Origin of the sequence: Burkholderia singularis (genome assembly GCF_001718875.1) — a bacterium.
GTDB classification, from domain to species: Bacteria; Pseudomonadota; Gammaproteobacteria; order Burkholderiales; family Burkholderiaceae; genus Burkholderia; species Burkholderia singularis.
Genome location: NZ_CP013449.1, coordinates 1,828,708 through 1,845,878, shown reverse-complemented (window position 1 = coordinate 1,845,878; position 17,171 = coordinate 1,828,708). Strand labels below are relative to the sequence as shown.

Sequence of the window (17,171 nt, the reverse complement as noted above, 5' to 3'; positions counted from 1 at the left end):
CGCCGTCATGGCAAGCGGCTTCCCGAGCGTAACGGGCCGCACTGCCCGAACGCATGCCCATCTGTCAGCGTGCTCGAGCAATGCGAATCATGCTCGCGAGACTCACGCCACCCACTCGTTCAGCACCGGCGTATCGAGCGACGGCGCGCGCTCGGCTTCCTCGAACGTGCGTTTGCTGCAAGCCGCATCGAGCCCCTTGCGTCCGCTCAACAGCGGGCAGCGATCGAAGATCTCGGCGACCCAGTCGACGAATACGCGCACCTTCGGCGACAGATGACGGCTGTGAGGATAAACGACCGAGATCGGCATCGGCAGCGGCCGGTAGCCGGTCAGCACTTCCTTCAGCGTGCCGTCGCGCAGTTGCGGCAGCACCATGAAGAGCGGCGGCTGAATCAGCCCGAAGCCTTCGACGCCACAGGTCACGTAAGCGTCCGCGTCGTTGACCGACACGAGCCCGTTCATCTTCACCTCGACTTCCTTGCCGTCGATCAGGAACGCCCAATCGATGTTGCGTCCGGTGCGGCTCGAAAAATAGTTGACGGCTTTGTGTCCGGCAAGTTCGTCGATGGTGCGCGGCTCGCCGTACTTCTCGAGATACTCGGGCGACGCGACCGTCGTTCCCTCGAACAGCCCGACGCGCCGCGCGACGAGCGACGAATCCTGCAACGCGCCGACGCGGATCACGCAATCGACTCCCTCCTGCAGAAGATCGACGGGCCTGTCGGTAAGCCCCAGTTGCAGGTCGATATCCGGGTAGCGCGTGTGGAATTCGCACAGCGCGGGGATCACGATCAGGCGTCCGATCGAGCCGGGCATATCGACTCGCAGCTTGCCGTGCGGCTTGCGGTTGTTGACCTGAAAACTTGCTTCGGTCTCCTCGACATCCGCGAGAATGCGCACGCAGCGCTCGTAATAGGCGGCGCCGTCGGGCGTGAGCGACAAGCGGCGCGTCGTGCGGTGCATCAGCCGCACGCCGAGGAAGGATTCCAGATTCTGGATGATCGTCGTCACCGACGCGCGCGGCAGCCCAAGCGTCTCGGCTGCCTTGGTGAAGCTGTTTGTATCGACGACGCGCGTAAATACCTGCATGGCTTGCAGCCGATCCATCACTACCTCCGCGATTGACCCCCTAACGACCAAAGGCCGCGACACCATGCGAGTGACGCAGCCAACAATTGTTCAAGGGAAGTGAATTGTGTTGCCGGATTATAGGCATTTATCCGGATGTTTGCCGGACCGAGAATTCGATCCATCTTGAAATGGATGCGCGATGCCGCGCACGCTCACTATGGACGCATTCGACTTTCGCCGCCTGAGCACCGCCCGCGCGAGCGCTGACAAGACGCTCGCGCGCCCGGCGCTTGCGGTATCGGAGGTTGTGATCGCAGGCTATGCGCAGGACATCAGCTTGCGTTTATATCGGCGTCCCGATAAATCCTCAATGCCAGTAGTGCTTTATTTTCATGGCGGCGGTTTCGTGCGGGGCTCGCTCGACGACGCCGACCGTGCCGCGCGCTATCTCGCCGAGCAGGTGCCGGCGCTCGTCGTATCGGTCGATTATTCGCTCGCGCCGCGCCATCCGTTTCCGGCCGCGCCGGAGGATGCGTACTGCGCGGCACGCTGGGCCGACGCCCGTGCCCGCGCATTTGGCGGCAATCCGCGCAAGATCGCCGTCGCCGGGCACGACGCGGGCGGCCATTTGGCGAACTGTCTGTCATTCATTGCGCGCGACCGCGGCGAAATTCGCATCGCCGCGCAGGCGCTGTTCGGGCCGATGCTGGACCCGAGCATGACGCGGCTCGCCGATGCAGCGCGCTTATCGTCTGACATTACTGAGCGTGAATGTGCGGCGTGCTATCGCGCGTATTTGCCGCAGCCCGCGCAGCGGATGCATCCGTATGCGGCGCCGCTCGAGTCGGCGCGCCTTGCCGGGCTGCCGCCCACGCTCGTTGCAACCGCGCAGAACGACGTATTGCACGGCGAGGCGGAGAAGTACGCGAGTTGTCTGATCGAGGCCGGTGTACTGACGCAGGTAATCCGCTATCGCGACGTGTCGCATGCGGCGCTTGCCGATCACGCGCCTGCGTTGCAGGAGGCGGCACGGTTCCTTCAGTGCCGTTTCGGCGCAGGCGTGCCGGGCTGATGTTTGCCGCCGTTTCATTCGAATTCGAGCAACCAACCGAACAATTTGGAGATTTTTTCATGGCTATTTTGCGTACTCGTCATTCGCGGATCGCCGCTGCGGTACTTGTCGTCGTCGCGGCCGGGCTTGGTGCGTTCGGCGCGATGCGCGTGAACGCAAGCAGTGCCGACAAAGCGCAGGCGCCGCTGACGGAAGTGGACGTGGCTGGGGTGCTGTCGAAGACGGTAACGGATTGGCAGAGCTATTCGGGGCGTCTGGAGGCGGTGGAGAAGGTGGAGATCCGGCCGCAGGTGTCGGGCACGATCGTGTCGGTGAATTTCAAGGACGGCGCGCTGGTGAAGAAGGGCGACGTGCTGTTCGTGATCGATCCGAGGCCGTATCAGGCGGAGGTCGACCGGGCGGCGGCGCAGCTGGCGGCGGCGCAGGCGCGCAACGGCTACGCGCAAAGCGATTGGCAGCGCGCGCAGAGGCTGATCACCGACAACGCGATCGCCAAGCGCGATTACGACGAGAAGCAGAACGGCGCGCGCGAGGCGATCGCGAACCTGAAGGCGGCGCAGGCGGCGCTGGAGGCGGCGCAGATCAATCTGGGCTACACGCGGATCGTCGCGCCGGTGTCGGGGCGGGTGTCGCGTGCGGAGATCACGGTGGGCAACGTGGTGTCGGCGGGGGCGTCGGCCGCGCCGCTGACGACGCTGGTGTCGGTGTCGCCGATCTACGCGTCGTTCGACGCGGACGAGCAGACGTATCTGCAATATATCGGCAGTGCGAAGGATGGGCGCAAGGTGCCGGTGGAGCTGGGGCTGGCGAACGAGAGCGGCTATTCGCGGCAGGGCGTGATCGACTCGGTGGACAACCGTCTGGATGCGTCGTCGGGGACGATCCGGGTGCGCGCGCGCTTCGACAATGCGGACGGGGTGCTGGTGCCGGGTTTGTACGCGCGGGTGAAGGTGGGCGGCAGCGCGCCGCATGCGGCGCTGCTGATCGATGATGCGGCGATCAACACGGACCAGGACAAGAAGTTCGTGTTCGTGGTGGATCAACAGGGGCGGGTGTCGTATCGCGAGGTGCAGTTGGGCGCGCAGCACGGCAATCAGCGGGTGATCGTTGGGGGATTGTCGGCGGGGGACCGGATCGTCGTGAACGGCACGCAGCGCGTGCGGCCCGGCGAGCGGGTGAAGGTGCATCTCGTGCCGATGACGGGCGGCGATGATGCGGCTGCGGCTGCGGCGGCTCCTGCGTCGGGTGCCGCGCAGCAACGTGCGCAGAACGCTCAGAGCAACGCGCGCGCATAACGCGCAGGCGCGCTCAATCAGATAGAGCTTCCCATGAATATCTCAAAATTCTTTATTGACCGGCCGATTTTTGCCGGGGTGCTGTCGGTCATCATTCTGCTTGCCGGGTTGATCGCGATGTTCATGCTGCCGATTTCCGAGTATCCGGAAGTCGTGCCGCCGTCGGTGGTCGTCCACGCGCAGTATCCGGGCGCGAACCCGAAGGTGATCGCCGAGACGGTTGCATCGCCGATCGAGGAGCAGATCAACGGCGTCGAGGACATGCTGTATATGCAGTCGCAGGCAAACAGCGACGGCAACATGACGATTACCGTCACGTTCAAGCTCGGCACCGATCCGGACAAGGCGACGCAGCTCGTGCAGAACCGCGTGAATCAGGCGTTGCCGCGCTTGCCGGAAGACGTGCAGCGGCTTGGGATCACGACGATCAAGAGTTCTCCGACGCTGACGATGGTCGTGCATTTGATCTCGCCGGACAACCGCTACGACATGACGTATCTGCGCAATTACGCGTTGATCAACGTGAAGGACCGGCTGTCGCGGATCCGGGGCGTCGGCCAGGTGCAGTTGTGGGGCGCGGGCGATTACGCGATGCGCGTATGGCTCGATCCGCAAAAGGTCGCGCAGCGCAATTTGACGGCCGACGACGTCGTGAAGGCGATTCGCGATCAGAACGTGCAGGTCGCGGCGGGCGTGATCGGCGCATCGCCGACGCTGCCGGGCACGCCGCTGCAATTGTCGGTGAACGCGCGCGGGCGGTTGCAGACCGAAGAGGAGTTCGGCGACATCGTCGTGAAGACCGCGCCGGATGGCGCCGTCACGCATTTGCGCGATATCGGGCGGATCGATCTCGATGCGTCCGAGTACGGGCTGCGTTCGCTGCTGGACAACAAGCCGGCCGTCGCGATCGCGATCAATCAGTCGCCGGGTGCGAACTCGTTGCAGATCTCCGACGAAGTGCGCAAGACGATGGCCGAGCTGAAGCAGGATTTTCCGGCAGGCGTCGACTACCGGATCGTCTACGATCCGACACAGTTCGTGCGTTCGTCGATCAAGGCGGTTGTCCATACGCTGCTCGAAGCGATCGCGCTCGTCGTGATCGTCGTGATCGTGTTCCTGCAGACGTGGCGTGCGTCGATCATTCCGCTGATCGCCGTGCCGGTGTCGATCGTCGGCACGTTCTCGCTGCTGCTGTTGTTCGGTTACTCGGTCAATGCGCTGTCGTTGTTCGGGATGGTGCTGGCGATCGGGATCGTCGTCGACGATGCGATCGTGGTCGTCGAGAACGTCGAGCGGAACATCGAGAGCGGACTGTCCGCGCGCGAGGCGACGTATCGCGCAATGCGCGAAGTGAGCGGACCGATCATCGCGATCGCGTTGACGCTCGTGGCGGTGTTCGTGCCGCTCGCGTTCATGTCGGGCCTGACAGGTCAGTTCTACAAACAGTTCGCGATGACGATCGCGATCTCCACGGTGATCTCGGCGTTCAACTCGCTGACGCTGTCGCCCGCGCTGTCGGCGATTCTGCTGAAAGGGCACGGCGACAAGGAGGACTGGCTCACGCGCGCGATGAACCGCGTGCTCGGCGGTTTCTTCCGGGGCTTCAACAAGGTGTTCCATCGCGGCGCGCAGAACTATGGGCGCGGCGTGCGCGGCGTGCTGTCGAGAAAGGCGGTGATGCTCGGCGTGTATCTCGTGCTGGTCGGCGCTACCGTGATGGTGTCGCGGATCGTGCCGGGCGGCTTCGTACCCGCGCAGGACAAGGAATACCTGATCGCGTTCGCGCAGCTGCCCAATGGCGCATCGCTCGATCGCACCGAGAAGGTGATTCGCCAGATGGGCGAGATTGCGCTGAAGCAGCCTGGCGTCGAGAGCGCGGTTTCGTTCCCGGGGCTGTCGGTAAACGGCTTCACGAACAGCTCGAGCGCGGGCATCGTGTTCGTCACGCTCAAGCCGTTCGACGAGCGGCATGGTAGCGCGCTGTCGGCCGGCGCGATCGCGGGGGCGCTGAATCAGCAATACGCGAACATCAAGGATTCGTTCGTTGCGGTGTTCCCGCCGCCGCCGGTGCTCGGTCTCGGCACGCTCGGCGGCTTCAAGATGCAGATCGAGGATCGCGGCTCGGTCGGTTACGCGAAGCTCGCGGATGCGACCAACGATTTCATCAAGCGCGCGCAGCAAGCGCCTGAACTCGGGCCGTTGTTTACGAGCTATCAGATCAACGTTCCGCAACTGAACGTGGATCTGGACCGTGTCAAGGCGAAGCAGCTCGGCGTGAACGTGACGGACGTGTTCGACACGATGCAGGTGTATCTGGGCTCGCTGTACGTGAACGATTTCAACCGGTTCGGCCGGGTGTACCAGGTGCGGGTGCAGGCGGACGCGCCGTTCCGCCAACGCCCGGACGACATCCTGCAATTGAAGACGCGCAACGCGGCGGGGGAGATGGTGCCGTTGTCGTCGCTGGTGACGGTGTCGCCGACGTTCGGCCCGGAGATGGTGGTGCGCTACAACGGCTACACGGCGGCGGACATCAACGGCGGGCCGGCGCCGGGCTTCTCGTCGGGGCAGGCGCAGGCGGCGGTGGAGCGGATCGCGGCCGAGACGCTGCCGCGCGGGGTGAAGTTCGAGTGGACGGATCTGACGTATCAGCAGATTCTGGCGGGCGACTCGGCGTTCTGGGTGTTTCCGATCAGCGTGCTGCTGGTGTTCCTGGTGCTGGCGGCGCTGTACGAGAGCCTGACGCTGCCGCTGGCGGTGATCCTGATCGTGCCGATGAGCATCTTGTCGGCCCTGACGGGGGTGTGGCTGACGCAGGGGGACAACAACATTTTCACGCAGATCGGGCTGATGGTGCTGGTGGGGCTGTCGGCGAAGAACGCGATTCTGATCGTGGAGTTCGCGCGCGAGCTGGAGCATGACGGCAAGACGCCGCTGGAGGCGGCGATCGAGGCGAGCCGGCTGCGCCTGCGGCCGATTCTGATGACGTCGATCGCGTTCATCATGGGGGTGGTGCCGCTGGTGCTGTCGACGGGGGCGGGCGCGGAGATGCGGCACGCGATGGGGGTGGCGGTGTTCTTCGGGATGCTGGGCGTGACGGGCTTCGGGCTGATGCTGACGCCGGTGTTCTACGTGGTGCTGCGCACGCTGGCGGGGGGCAAGATCCACGTGGCGGGCAAGGATGCGGCGGGCTACGGCGTGCCGGCCCCGGATGCTTGAGGACAAGAAGATGATGCAAGGCAACAAGGACAAGACTGGGCAGACCCGCGTGGCGGGCATGGCGAAGCTGGCGGCGGCGAGCGGGCTGCTGGCGGGGCTGCTGGCGGGCTGCGCGGTGGGGCCGGATTACCAGCGGCCGGAGGTGCAAACGCCGGCGGCGTTCAAGGAAGCGCCGGCGCTCGAGCCGGGCGAGCAGGCGGGCACGTGGAAGGAGGCGGAGCCGGCCGACGGGGCGCATCGGGGCGAGTGGTGGACGGTGTTTGGGGACCCGGTGCTCAACGCGCTGGAGACGCAGGCGCTGGCGGCGAACCAGAACCTGAAGGCGGCGGCGGCGCGGGTGGAACAGGCGCGCGCGGCCACGCGCGCGGCGCGCTCGCAATGGTTCCCGCAGGTGGGGGTGGGCTTTGGGCCGGTGCGCGAGGGGCTGTCGTCGGCGTCGCAGTTTCAGCCGTCGGGGACGGGCCCGCTGACGACGACGCTGTGGCGGGCACAGGGCACGGTGTCATACGAGGCGGATCTGTTCGGGCGGGTGAGCCGCGACGTGGAGGCGTCGCGGGCGGATGCGGCGCAAAGCGAGGCGCTGTTCCGCTCGGTGCAGCTTGCGCTGCAGGCGGACGTGGCGCAGAACTACTTCGAGCTGCGGCGGCTGGATGCGGACCAGGATCTGTACCGGCGCACGGTGGAGCTGCGGGAGGAGGCGCTGAAGCTGGCGCAGCGGCGCTTCACGGAGGGCGATATCAGCGAGCTGGACGTATCGCGGGCGAAGAACGAGCTGTCGACGGCGCAGGCCGACGCGGTGGGGGTGGCGCGGCGGCGGGCGGCGTCGGAGCACGCGCTGGCGATTCTGCTGGGCAAGGCGCCGGCGGATTTCGCGTTCGTGCAGACGCCGCTGGTGCCGGTGACGGTGCGGGTTCCGGCGGGGTTGCCGTCGGCGCTGCTGGAGCGGCGTCCGGACATTGCGGCGGCCGAGCGTGCGATGGCGGCGGCCAATGCGCGGGTGGGGCTGGCGAAGTCGGCGTACTTCCCGAAGCTGGATATCACGGGCGCGTTCGGCTATGAGGCGGCGACGCTGGGGAATTTGTTCATGTGGTCGAGCCGGACGTTCCTGCTGGGGCCGTTTGCGGGGACGGTGCTGACGCTGCCGGTCTTCGACGGAGGCCGTCGCAGCGCGGGGGTGCAGCAGGCGCGTGCGCGGTACGACGAGCAGGTGGCGGCGTACCGGCAGCAGGTGCTGGTGGCGTTCCGGGAGGTGGAGGACAATCTGTCGGATCTGCGGTTGCTGGATGAGCAAATTCGCGCGCAGAGCGACGCGGTGAATGCGTCGCGGCGGGCGGCGAAGCTGTCGCGCACGCAGTACGAGGAAGGGCAGGTGAGCTATCTGGAGGTGATCGACAGCGAGCGCTCGGTGCTGGAGTCGCAGTTGCAGGCCAATCAGTTGACGGGCGCGCAGGCCGTCTCGACGGTCAATCTGATTCGTGCGTTGGGCGGCGGGTGGGGCGAACCGGCCAAGATCGGCGCCGACGGCGTGAAGCAGCCGCAGGTGGCGGCGCGTTGAATCCGCAACGACGGTGAGCGTCCGGCCGATATCGAATGCGCCGGGCGCGGCGCGCGATGACGTGTTTCGTCATCGCGCGTCCGAAGCAAAGATAAAAGCGCGGCAAACGTGGCCGAAAACCGCGATCCTCGAATTGGTGATCGTGACGGTGTGGCAGAGGACGCGGCGATTTCGTCGGAGACCAAACCGCCGAGCGGAGAGCCTGATCGCCGCTACCGGCGGAGCCGAGGCCGATTCAGCCTGGCTCGGGTAGAGACGATCGAATAAAAAAAGCAGTCCCCGCGTGGGGCACGGAGACTGCTTAACCGTCTGCATCCGAGGGCCAAAAAACTTCGCAGACGGGATTGCAACCGCGCGAGCGATGCTCGAATGTACGATTGCCGCAGCAGTTGAACCTGCGCGACACATGCATCTATCAAGCAATGATGGCAACGCTCGCAAGAATTTCACCGCTTGAGCCATGCCCGGTACGCTTGCGCCGGGCACGGCTCATTTCAAGCATTTTATGCATCCGGCAGCACGCTGCATCTTGTCGAAGCCGGTTTTGATCCGCATACGGTATCTTGCTGCAGTACGTACCGTTTTGTACAGCTTAGTTCATGCGCGCGATGTGCGTGCCGTATCGGAAAGTATGGACGTTTCGCCGGATACGCGGCTCGCAAGCGTCGTGGCGGCCGTGCTCGCATAGACGTTCAGCGCCGTTCTGCCCATATCGAAGAACGCGTCGACGCCGAGAATCAGCAACACCGCGTCGGCCGGCAGCCCGATTGCCGCCAGGATAGCCGTGATCGCGACGATCGCGCCCGACGGGACGTTCGCCGCACCGTCGATCGTGATGATCGTCAGGACTGCGATCGTGATCATCAGCGGCCAGCTCCAGGCGAGGTGATACGCGTCCGCGAGGTAGCAGACCGCGAGCACGGTATAGAGCACCGCGCCGTCCCGGTTGAAAATATAGGACAGCGGCAATACGGTCGATGCGACCGCCGGCGGCACGCCCATTTCCGTCAGCTTTTTCAGATGTACCGGAAACGTGATTTCGGACGAGCGCGTCGTAAACGCCAGAATCAATGGTTCGCTGACCTGACGGATCACGGCGCGCGGCGACCGTCCGCCGAGTTTGATGACGGCCGTAAGCCCGATCGCGAGCAACGCCATTCCCAAATACGCAATGCCGAGCAGCTTCGCGAGCGGCGCCATCGCCGAGAGCCCTTTCGATGCGAGAAGCCCGGCGATCGCGGCGAAGATGGCGATCGGCGACAGCGATACGACCCATTCCGTCAGCTTGAAGAACGCGGCGAGCATCGATTCGCAGACGGCGACGAACGGCCCCGCGCGATCTTCGACGGCCGCGAGCGCGGAGCCGAGCAACACGCCGAACACGAGCACCGGCAGCGAGTTGCCGGCCGCGAGCGCGCCGACGATATTTTGCGGGATCAGATCGGTCAGGAACTTCATCCAGTCGATGCCGGAGGCGAGGTTTGCCGGCATCGATGCCGTTTGCGCGAGGCTTGCGCCCAGGCCGGGCCTGAACGCCGCGTTGAGCGCGACGCCCAGCGCGGCGGCGAGTGCCGTCATCGCGATGAAGAACACGAGGCTGAGCGCGGTGGTCCGGCCGAGCCGGCCGCGCTGTGTACCCGCGCGAAACGCGCCGAGCGTCACCGACAGCAGGATCAACGGCAGCACGACCATCTTGATTGCATGGCCGAACAGCGTCGAGAGAAACGAAAGATCCTTGCTGGCGGCCGGTGCGAGCAGGCCGAAAACGGCGCCGAGCACGAGGCCCAGGATCATTTGCAGCGGCAGCGGAACGATTTTACTGGGCATTATGGTCGTTTTGAGCGCGTATCAGTCGGATTCTATCTGGCGTGCCGTCGATCACGTGTTGCCACATCAGGCGACGAGCGGCTTCGGCATCGCGTGCATGGATGGCGATGTAGATCTCCAGATGCTCGCGCGTGCCGCGCCGCACGGTTGTCGAATCGTCGCGCGGCAGTTCGTTGAGCGCATGGGTTTGCGCGCGCAGCAGGCGGTAAGTCGACCACAGCCGGTCGTTGCGTGCGGCCTTGAAAATCTCGTCGTGAAAGACCCAGCCGACTTTCTGCTCGGTCATGATATCGGCATTGTTTTCGTCGATGAAGCGCCGCATCTGCTCGGATGCGCGCGTCATTCGCTCGGTCGGCCCGTTCTGTGCGGCGAGATACGTGGCCGTGCTTTCGAGCGCGAGACGGAATTCGTAAATTTCGCGAAGATCGTCGCGCGTTGGTTCGTTGATGTACGTGCCGCTCTTGTCGATGATATTGACGAGCCCCTCCGACGCGAGCAATTGCAACGCACTGCGTACCGGCATTTGGCCGACGCCAAGTTCGTGCGCGAGACCGCGGTGGGAGATTTTCTGCCCCGGCGAGAGTCGGCCGTCGAATATTCTCGACCGGATTGCGTCGTAGGCGCTGCCCGTATCAGAAGAGATTTTCTCCATCATCATTATCTGTGATCGCAGTTTATATGGTTGGATTCAAAACGCGAGCTGCATGGAGTTAGATTAGCTGTATCCTCAGAAGTGAACAACAACTATTTTTTTGCGGACAAATCGTTTTACCGAATTAAAATGAGCGCGTTCTATTTTCTAGATGTCGCTGATGTCCTCTGACCTATCTCGCCATTCTCTCGCCGCGGTATCCGCCGAATCGGTATGGCCGCTCAGGGCCAAGGTTCTTTTGGATGGGGACGAGAACGCGAGCCGCTTTGCCGCCGATAGCGACAACGCGACGTTGCATCTTGCAATCAGCGTGTCCGGTGAGATCGTCGCGGTTTCGACGATCTGCCGCGAAGCTTTCCACGACATTGGTTCAGACCGTGCATGGCGGCTGCGAGGCGTTGCAGTCGAGTCCGCTTGGCAGGGGCACGGTTTCGGCAAACGCTTGATGAACGCGTGCATCGATCATGCCCGCCGGAATGGCGGCAAGGTCGTTTGGTGTACCGCCCGTGAATCGGCACGCGGGTTTTATGAGTCGCTCGGTTTTGTTGCATCGGAACAATCGTTGATGATCGCGGCGCGGCCGGACATGGCGTTTTACGAAATGCGTCTGCTGTTGCCCCAAGCCGGGCGCCTCGACGCGGCCCGGTAGACTCTTTTTCCGTCTTCTATATCGTCTGCCGCGATTTACTTTGCGAAATCGCTTCGTAGACCGTCCCCGCATGCGGTTCTATTATCGACCGCAGTTCATCTCCGCATGAAGCCGCCGCACTGGCGCGCGTTCCCCGGCACCGTTCGTTTGCGAATCCCGAAAGAGAGCACTCCATACCATGCTGTTTTGCCTGTCATTTGCGCGCGCTGCCCGGCGCGCTTCGCGTGTTTTCGCGGCTATGTTCGCGACCGTCGTGTTCGCCGCACCACTTGCACACGGTGAGACCGCGACGCTGAAAGTCGGCACCGCGACGAGTCCGCAGATCGAAGCGTTGAAGATTGCCGCGCGGGAGGCGAAAGCGCAGGGGCTCGACGTGAAAATCATCGAATTCACCGATTGGAACACACCGAACGCCGCGCTCGCGAACGGGGACATCGACGTCAATTACTTCCAGCACATCCCATTTCTCGAGAACGCGAAGAAGCAAGGCGGCTACGACTTCGTCGCGATCGCGCCGGGCACGATCATGAAAATCGGCCTCTATTCGAAGAAAGTCAAAAGCTTCGACCAGCTAAAGGATGGTGCGACGGTTGCGATTGCGAACGATCCCGTCAACGGCGGCCGCGGTCTGTTGCTGCTGCAACGCGCGGGCCTTATCAAGCTGACGCCGGGCGTTGATTATCGTGCAACGACGCGCGATATCGTTTCTAATCCGAAACATCTGAAAATTGTTCAACTCGAGGCGTCGCAGCTTGCGCGCTCGCTCGACGACGTCGATCTCGCGCAAGGCTATCCGAGCTTCATCAAACTCGCGGGCACCGCCGATCCGAACAGCGCACTGTTGTTCGACGGCCTGGAGAACAAACTGTTCGCGCTCCAATGGGTGGTTCGGGCGCAGAGCGTCAACGATCCGCGCATCCGCAAGTTCATCTCCATCTATCAGCATTCGCAAGCAGTCCGCAAGGCACTCGACAATGCATTCGGCACGCTATACGCCGTTGCGTGGTGACGCGGGAGCGTGCAATGACGAAGAAAATTCTGCTGAACGCGTTCAACATGAATTGCGTCGGCCATATCAATCATGGCCTGTGGACGCATCCCCGCGACCGCTCCGCGCACTATACCGATCTCGATTACTGGGCCGACCTCGCGCGCACGCTCGAGCGCGGCAAGTTCGACGGGATTTTTCTTGCGGATATCGTCGGCGTGTACGACGTGTACGGAGGCAGCCCCGGTATTTCGTTGCGCGAATCGATCCAGGTGCCTGTCAACGATCCGATGCTGCTCGTGCCGGCGATGGCGCAGGTCACGCAGCATCTCGGCTTCGGCGTGACCGCGAATCTCACTTATGAGCCGCCATACCTGTTCGCGCGGCGGATGTCGACGCTCGATCATCTGACGAAGGGGCGCGTCGGCTGGAATATCGTCACCGGCTATCTTGACAGCGCGGCGCGCGGGATGGGGCTCGCGAAGCAGATCGAGCACGACGATCGTTATGCGCGTGCCGACGATTACATGGATGTCGTCTATAAGCTATGGGAGCAGAGCTGGGACGACGATGCGGTGATCCGCGACGCGCGCTCGCGTGTGTTCGCGCAGCCGAACAAGGTGCGGCGTGTGCGCCACGACGGACCGTACTATTCGATCGATGCGATTCATCTGAGCGAGCCGTCGATGCAGCGGACGCCAGTGCTGTATCAGGCGGGCGCGTCGGCGCGCGGCGTCGAATTTGCCGCGAAGCATGCCGAATGCGTATTCGTGAACGGGCAGAGCAAGGCAACCGCGCGCTCGGCCGTGGCGGACATTCGCACGGCAGCCGAGCGGATCGGCCGGGACCCGGCATCGATCAAGATCTTCGCGGGGATTTCCGTCGTCACGGCCGAGAACGAGCGGCTCGCCCGCGAGAAATTCGATGAATATCGGCGCTATGCGAATCCGGAAGCGGGGCTCGCGCATTTCGCCAGTTCGACCGGCATCGATTTTGCGCGCTACGGCCTCGATGAGCCGATCGCACATATGAAGACCGATTCGATTCAATCGGCGCTCGACGCGATCTCGAAGAAGAGCGCCACCGGGGCGTGGACCGTGCGGCGCATGCTCGATCAAATGTCGATCGGCGGACGCTATCACCCGGTCGTCGGCTCGCCGTCGCAGGTTGCGGACGAGCTGGCCGCGTGGATCGACGAGACGGGTATCGACGGCTTCAATCTGACGCGCACGGTGATGCCCGAATCGTTCGAGGATTTCGTCAATTGGGTTGTGCCGGAACTGCAGAATCGCGGACTGTATAAAGAGGACTACGACGCTTGCGCGCCGACGCTGCGCGGCAAGCTGTTCGGCTCGGGCGCGCGGCTGCCGGACTGGCATGCGGGCGCGCGGCATCGGCCCGGCCGCGCATATGCGGCCGAAAGAGCGTAATGCATCCAGGAGGTGAGCCGATGCCACAACTGATCGATTCGCTAGGCTTCATCGAACGTTCGGCGGCCGCGCGATACGATGCGGCGCCTGCCGCAGTGGGCGCGGGCACGTTGCTGCCGGGGGCGGCCGTGTCGTTCGAACACGCGAGCAAAGTATTCCAGGGCGCGCAAGGGCCGGCGGCGGCGCTGCGCGACGTCACGCTCGAGGTCGCGCGAGGCAGCGTGTTCGGGGTGATCGGCCGAAGCGGCGCGGGTAAATCGACGCTGCTGCGCCTCATCAACGGCCTCGAGCGGCCGTCGTCGGGTGCGGTGCATGTGAGTGGCGTCGATGTCGGGGCGCTCGATGAGCGCGGGCTCGTCGCGTTGCGGCGCCGGATCGGCATGGTGTTTCAGCACTTCAACTTGTTGTCTGCGAAAACAGTTGCCGAGAACATCGGATTGCCATTGAAGATCGCAGGCGTGCCGAGGGCGCAGCGGGCGCGCAAGGTCGACGAGCTGCTCGACCTGGTCGGCCTCGCGGCGAAGCGCGACGCTTATCCGGCAAGCCTGTCGGGCGGCCAGAAGCAGCGCGTGGGGATCGCTCGCGCGCTCGTGCACGATCCGGATCTGCTGTTGTGCGATGAGGCGACGTCCGCGCTCGATCCCGAGACCACGCAGTCGATTCTCGCGCTGTTGGCAAGCATCAATCGCCGGCTCGGACTTACGATCGTATTGATCACGCACGAGATGGAAGTGATTCGCGCGATATGCGATACGGTCGCGGTGATCGAGCACGGCGAACTGGTCGAGACGGGGCCGGTATGGCGGGTGTTCGGTGATCCTCAACATGGCGCGACGCGCGCGCTGCTGCGCACGGTCGTACACGATCTGCCGGCCGATCTTGCCGCGCGCGTGCGTCCTCTCGCGCTTGGCGCGGCGCTGCCGCAGGGCGCGCAGCTTCTGCTCGACGTCCGTTACACGGGCGCGGACGGCGGCGAGCCGGATCTCGGGGCGCTGACGAGCGCGCTGGCCGCCGGCGCGCAACAGGCCGTGCGTTTCGTGCATGGCGGGCTCGATCGGATTCAGGGGCGCGCGCAAGGACGGCTCGTGATCGCCGCATCGCTGGCCGCGGATGGTGCGGTGGGGCCGGAGCGGATCGCGGCCGCGCTGGCCGGAGCACGGCGGCACGCGAGCCGCGTGGAGGTGCTGGGCTATGTCTGAACTTTGGTTTCCTGAACTTGGAGATGCGATTCGCGACACGCTCTGGATGGTCGGAGCGTCGGCATTTGTCGCCGCGCTGATTGGCGTGCCGCTCGCGCTCGTGCTGGTCACGAGCGCGCCGGGCGGCATCTATGAGCGGCGTGCGTTGAACGCAGCGCTCGGTTCGCTCGTCAACGCGTTTCGTTCAACTCCGTTCATCATTTTGCTCGTGGCGCTGCTGCCTTTTACGCGTTGGGTGATCGGCACGACGATCGGCGTTTGGGCGGCGATCGTCCCACTGTCGATCGCGGCGATTCCGTTTTTCGCGCGGATTGCCGAAGTGAGCCTGCGCGAAGTCGATAAGGGGCTGGTCGAGGCCGCGCAGGCGATGGGCGCCGAGCGGCGCCATATCGTTTGGCACGTATTGCTGCCGGAAGCGCTGCCGGGGATCATCGGCGGCTTCACGATCACGGTCGTCGCGTTGATCGGCTCGACGGCGATGGCGGGCGCGGTCGGCGCGGGCGGGCTTGGCGATCTGGCGATCCGCTATGGCTATCAGCGTTTCGATACGACCGTGATGACAACGGTCATCGTCATCTTGATCGCGCTCGTCACCGCAGTGCAATTCACGGGCGACCGGATCGTGCGGCGGCTGACCACGCGCAGGTGAATGCGAGACCAAGTGGAGATGTTGCATGCCGCCGGCGTTTGCGAGGATGCGTAAGGCCAGGTTGGGCGACATCGGAGAGATCCCGAAAAAGCTCACCATCGGGAAGGGTGGATTGCATCGGACCCGCGAGATTGGCCGCGGGTTCGCGTCAGCCGCAGCCTGCCGGATGTATCCGGATACGGCCGTGCACATATCGTGCGTCGCACGGCGCAGCAGGTAGCAGTTTCGCGCCGCCGTGCCGTTCGCTGGCACTCCGTTCGTTACCGGCGACAGCCTGCTCCTTACCACGGAAACTTCCGTATGAATGATCCAAGAAGTCTGTCTGCTTTTTTCACCGGAACGCAAACCGCGCCGCGCACGGTGGCCGAATTGGCCGACATGCTGCGCGCAAGCGCACCTGAACGTGACCGCGCGGGCGGCCATGCCGCGCGCGAAAAGCGTTGGATTGCCGATGCGGGGTTGCTCACGCTCGCGGTGCCGCGCGAATTCGGTGGTCAGGAGGCCGAATGGCCGCTGATCTATCAAACGATTCGCGCGCTCGCTCGCGCGGACAGCGCGCTTGCCCACTTGCTCGGCTTTCAATATCTGCAGATCGTCAGCGTCGATGTCTGGGGCAATGCCGCACAGCGCGAGCGCTATTTGCGCGGCACGGTCGAACATAACTGGTGGTGGGGCAATGCGGTCAACCCCCTCGATACGCGGCTTGCCGCGCACGCAGCTAGCGACGGCGGCTATTGGCTCGATGGCGTCAAAGGCTTTTGCTCGGGTACGCGCGGCTCGCAGCAGATGACGGTGTCTGCGCACGATCCGTCAACGGGCAAGCCGATCTTCGCGGTCGTGCCGACCGATCGGGACGGAATTGTGGTGCACGACGATTGGGATCCGATCGGCCAGCGGCAGACCGATAGCGGCAGTGTGTCGTTCGAGCGGGTGCGGGTCGAGCCGCAAGAAGTGTTGCATCGATCCGAAGCGCCGCCGACGCCGCGGGCGACGTTGCGCACGCTCGTATCGCAACTCGTATTGACGAATCTTTTCGTCGGCATCGCGCAGGGCGCGCTTGCCGAGGGGCGCGATTACGTGCAGCGGGCCGGGCGGCCATGGGTGCAGTCCGGTGTGGAAAGGGCGGTCGATGATCCTTACACGCTGCAGCGTTTTGGCGATATGCGGGTGCACGCGGTGAGCGCCGAGGCACTGGCCGATCGCGCTGCGCAGGCGTTACAGGCCGCATGGGCGCTCAAGGATGCATTGACGGCCGAAGGCCGCGCGCAAACGGCGCTGGCGATATCGGAGGCGAAGATCGTCGCCCAGCGTGCCGCGCTCGAGGTCGGCGAGGCTTTATTCGATGCGTGCGGTGCGCGCGCGAGCGCCGCGTCACTTGCGTTCGATCGTTTCTGGCGCAATGCGCGCACGCATACGTTGCATGATCCGCTCGACTACCGGCTGCGCGACGTCGGCCGTTATGCGTTGACGGGAGCACTGCCGGAGGCGTCGCTTTATACGTGAGCGTAACCGTGATCGAGGCCAGCGAGCTACGTGCCGCGGTTCGAAGCAAGCGGGCCGGTACA

Annotated in this window: 13 protein-coding genes; 10 read left to right on the top strand and 3 right to left on the bottom strand. The window is 64.2% G+C overall.

What is annotated here, in order from left to right; genetic code table 11:
- Window positions 1-102 precede the first annotated feature (102 nt).
- A complete protein-coding gene (locus tag AQ611_RS23500; protein ID WP_059512826.1) occupies window positions 103-1,107 on the bottom strand; it encodes a LysR family transcriptional regulator in 1,005 nt (334 codons plus the stop codon).
- Window positions 1,108-1,288: 181 nt separating this feature from the next.
- Here AQ611_RS23500 and AQ611_RS23495 point away from each other — a divergent pair, with 181 nt between their 5' ends.
- Genes AQ611_RS23495 through AQ611_RS23480 form a run of 4 tightly spaced genes read left to right on the top strand, consistent with a single transcriptional unit; the run spans window position 1,289 to window position 8,212 of the window.
- Window positions 1,289-2,143 carry an alpha/beta hydrolase gene (locus AQ611_RS23495; RefSeq protein WP_069236489.1) on the top strand — a complete coding sequence of 285 codons (855 nt, stop codon included), beginning with the start codon at window positions 1,289-1,291 and terminating at the stop codon, window positions 2,141-2,143.
- 59 nt (window positions 2,144-2,202) lie between these two features.
- Window positions 2,203-3,438, top strand: coding sequence for an efflux RND transporter periplasmic adaptor subunit (locus AQ611_RS23490; RefSeq protein ID WP_069236488.1), 1,236 nt, complete (start codon window positions 2,203-2,205; stop codon window positions 3,436-3,438).
- A gap of 33 nt (window positions 3,439-3,471) precedes the next feature.
- On the top strand, window positions 3,472-6,657 hold the full coding sequence (locus AQ611_RS23485; protein ID WP_069236246.1) for an efflux RND transporter permease subunit: 3,186 nt from the start codon (window positions 3,472-3,474) through the stop codon (window positions 6,655-6,657).
- 13 nt (window positions 6,658-6,670) lie between these two features.
- On the top strand, window positions 6,671-8,212 hold the full coding sequence (locus tag AQ611_RS23480) for an efflux transporter outer membrane subunit (RefSeq protein WP_069236487.1): 1,542 nt from the start codon (window positions 6,671-6,673) through the stop codon (window positions 8,210-8,212).
- Window positions 8,213-8,809: 597 nt separating this feature from the next.
- Here AQ611_RS23480 and AQ611_RS23475 read toward each other — a convergent pair.
- Together AQ611_RS23475 and AQ611_RS23470 are read right to left on the bottom strand one after the other, a co-directional pair.
- On the bottom strand, window positions 8,810-10,006 hold the full coding sequence (locus tag AQ611_RS23475) for a dicarboxylate/amino acid:cation symporter (protein WP_069236245.1): 1,197 nt from the start codon (window positions 10,004-10,006) through the stop codon (window positions 8,810-8,812).
- Window positions 10,007-10,028: 22 nt separating this feature from the next.
- Complete coding sequence (locus AQ611_RS23470) at window positions 10,029-10,691, bottom strand: GntR family transcriptional regulator (RefSeq protein ID WP_059520737.1); 663 nt, start codon at window positions 10,689-10,691, stop codon at window positions 10,029-10,031.
- Between the two features lie 160 nt (window positions 10,692-10,851).
- On the opposite strand from AQ611_RS23470, the gene AQ611_RS23465 reads away from it, so the two are divergent.
- From AQ611_RS23465 to AQ611_RS23435, 6 genes are all read left to right on the top strand, one after another.
- Entirely contained in the window at window positions 10,852-11,340 is a 489-nt protein-coding gene (locus tag AQ611_RS23465) for a GNAT family N-acetyltransferase (protein WP_069236486.1), read from the top strand.
- Window positions 11,341-11,518: 178 nt separating this feature from the next.
- The gene (locus tag AQ611_RS23460; protein ID WP_059520705.1) at window positions 11,519-12,349 is read left to right on the top strand and encodes a MetQ/NlpA family ABC transporter substrate-binding protein; all 831 of its coding nucleotides are present in this window, start codon (window positions 11,519-11,521) and stop codon (window positions 12,347-12,349) included.
- A 14-nt stretch (window positions 12,350-12,363) separates the two neighbouring features.
- Window positions 12,364-13,758, top strand: a complete 1,395-nt coding sequence (locus tag AQ611_RS23455) for an LLM class flavin-dependent oxidoreductase (protein WP_069236485.1) — start codon at window positions 12,364-12,366, stop codon at window positions 13,756-13,758.
- A gap of 20 nt (window positions 13,759-13,778) precedes the next feature.
- Entirely contained in the window at window positions 13,779-14,957 is a 1,179-nt protein-coding gene (locus AQ611_RS23450; protein ID WP_069236244.1) for a methionine ABC transporter ATP-binding protein, read from the top strand.
- On the top strand, window positions 14,950-15,606 hold the full coding sequence (locus AQ611_RS23445; RefSeq protein ID WP_059520707.1) for a methionine ABC transporter permease: 657 nt from the start codon (window positions 14,950-14,952) through the stop codon (window positions 15,604-15,606). The genes AQ611_RS23450 and AQ611_RS23445 overlap by 8 nt, the downstream gene beginning before the upstream one ends.
- A gap of 300 nt (window positions 15,607-15,906) precedes the next feature.
- The gene (locus AQ611_RS23435; RefSeq protein ID WP_069236242.1) at window positions 15,907-17,109 is read left to right on the top strand and encodes an acyl-CoA dehydrogenase family protein; all 1,203 of its coding nucleotides are present in this window, start codon (window positions 15,907-15,909) and stop codon (window positions 17,107-17,109) included.
- The last annotated feature ends 62 nt before the right edge of the window (window positions 17,110-17,171 follow it).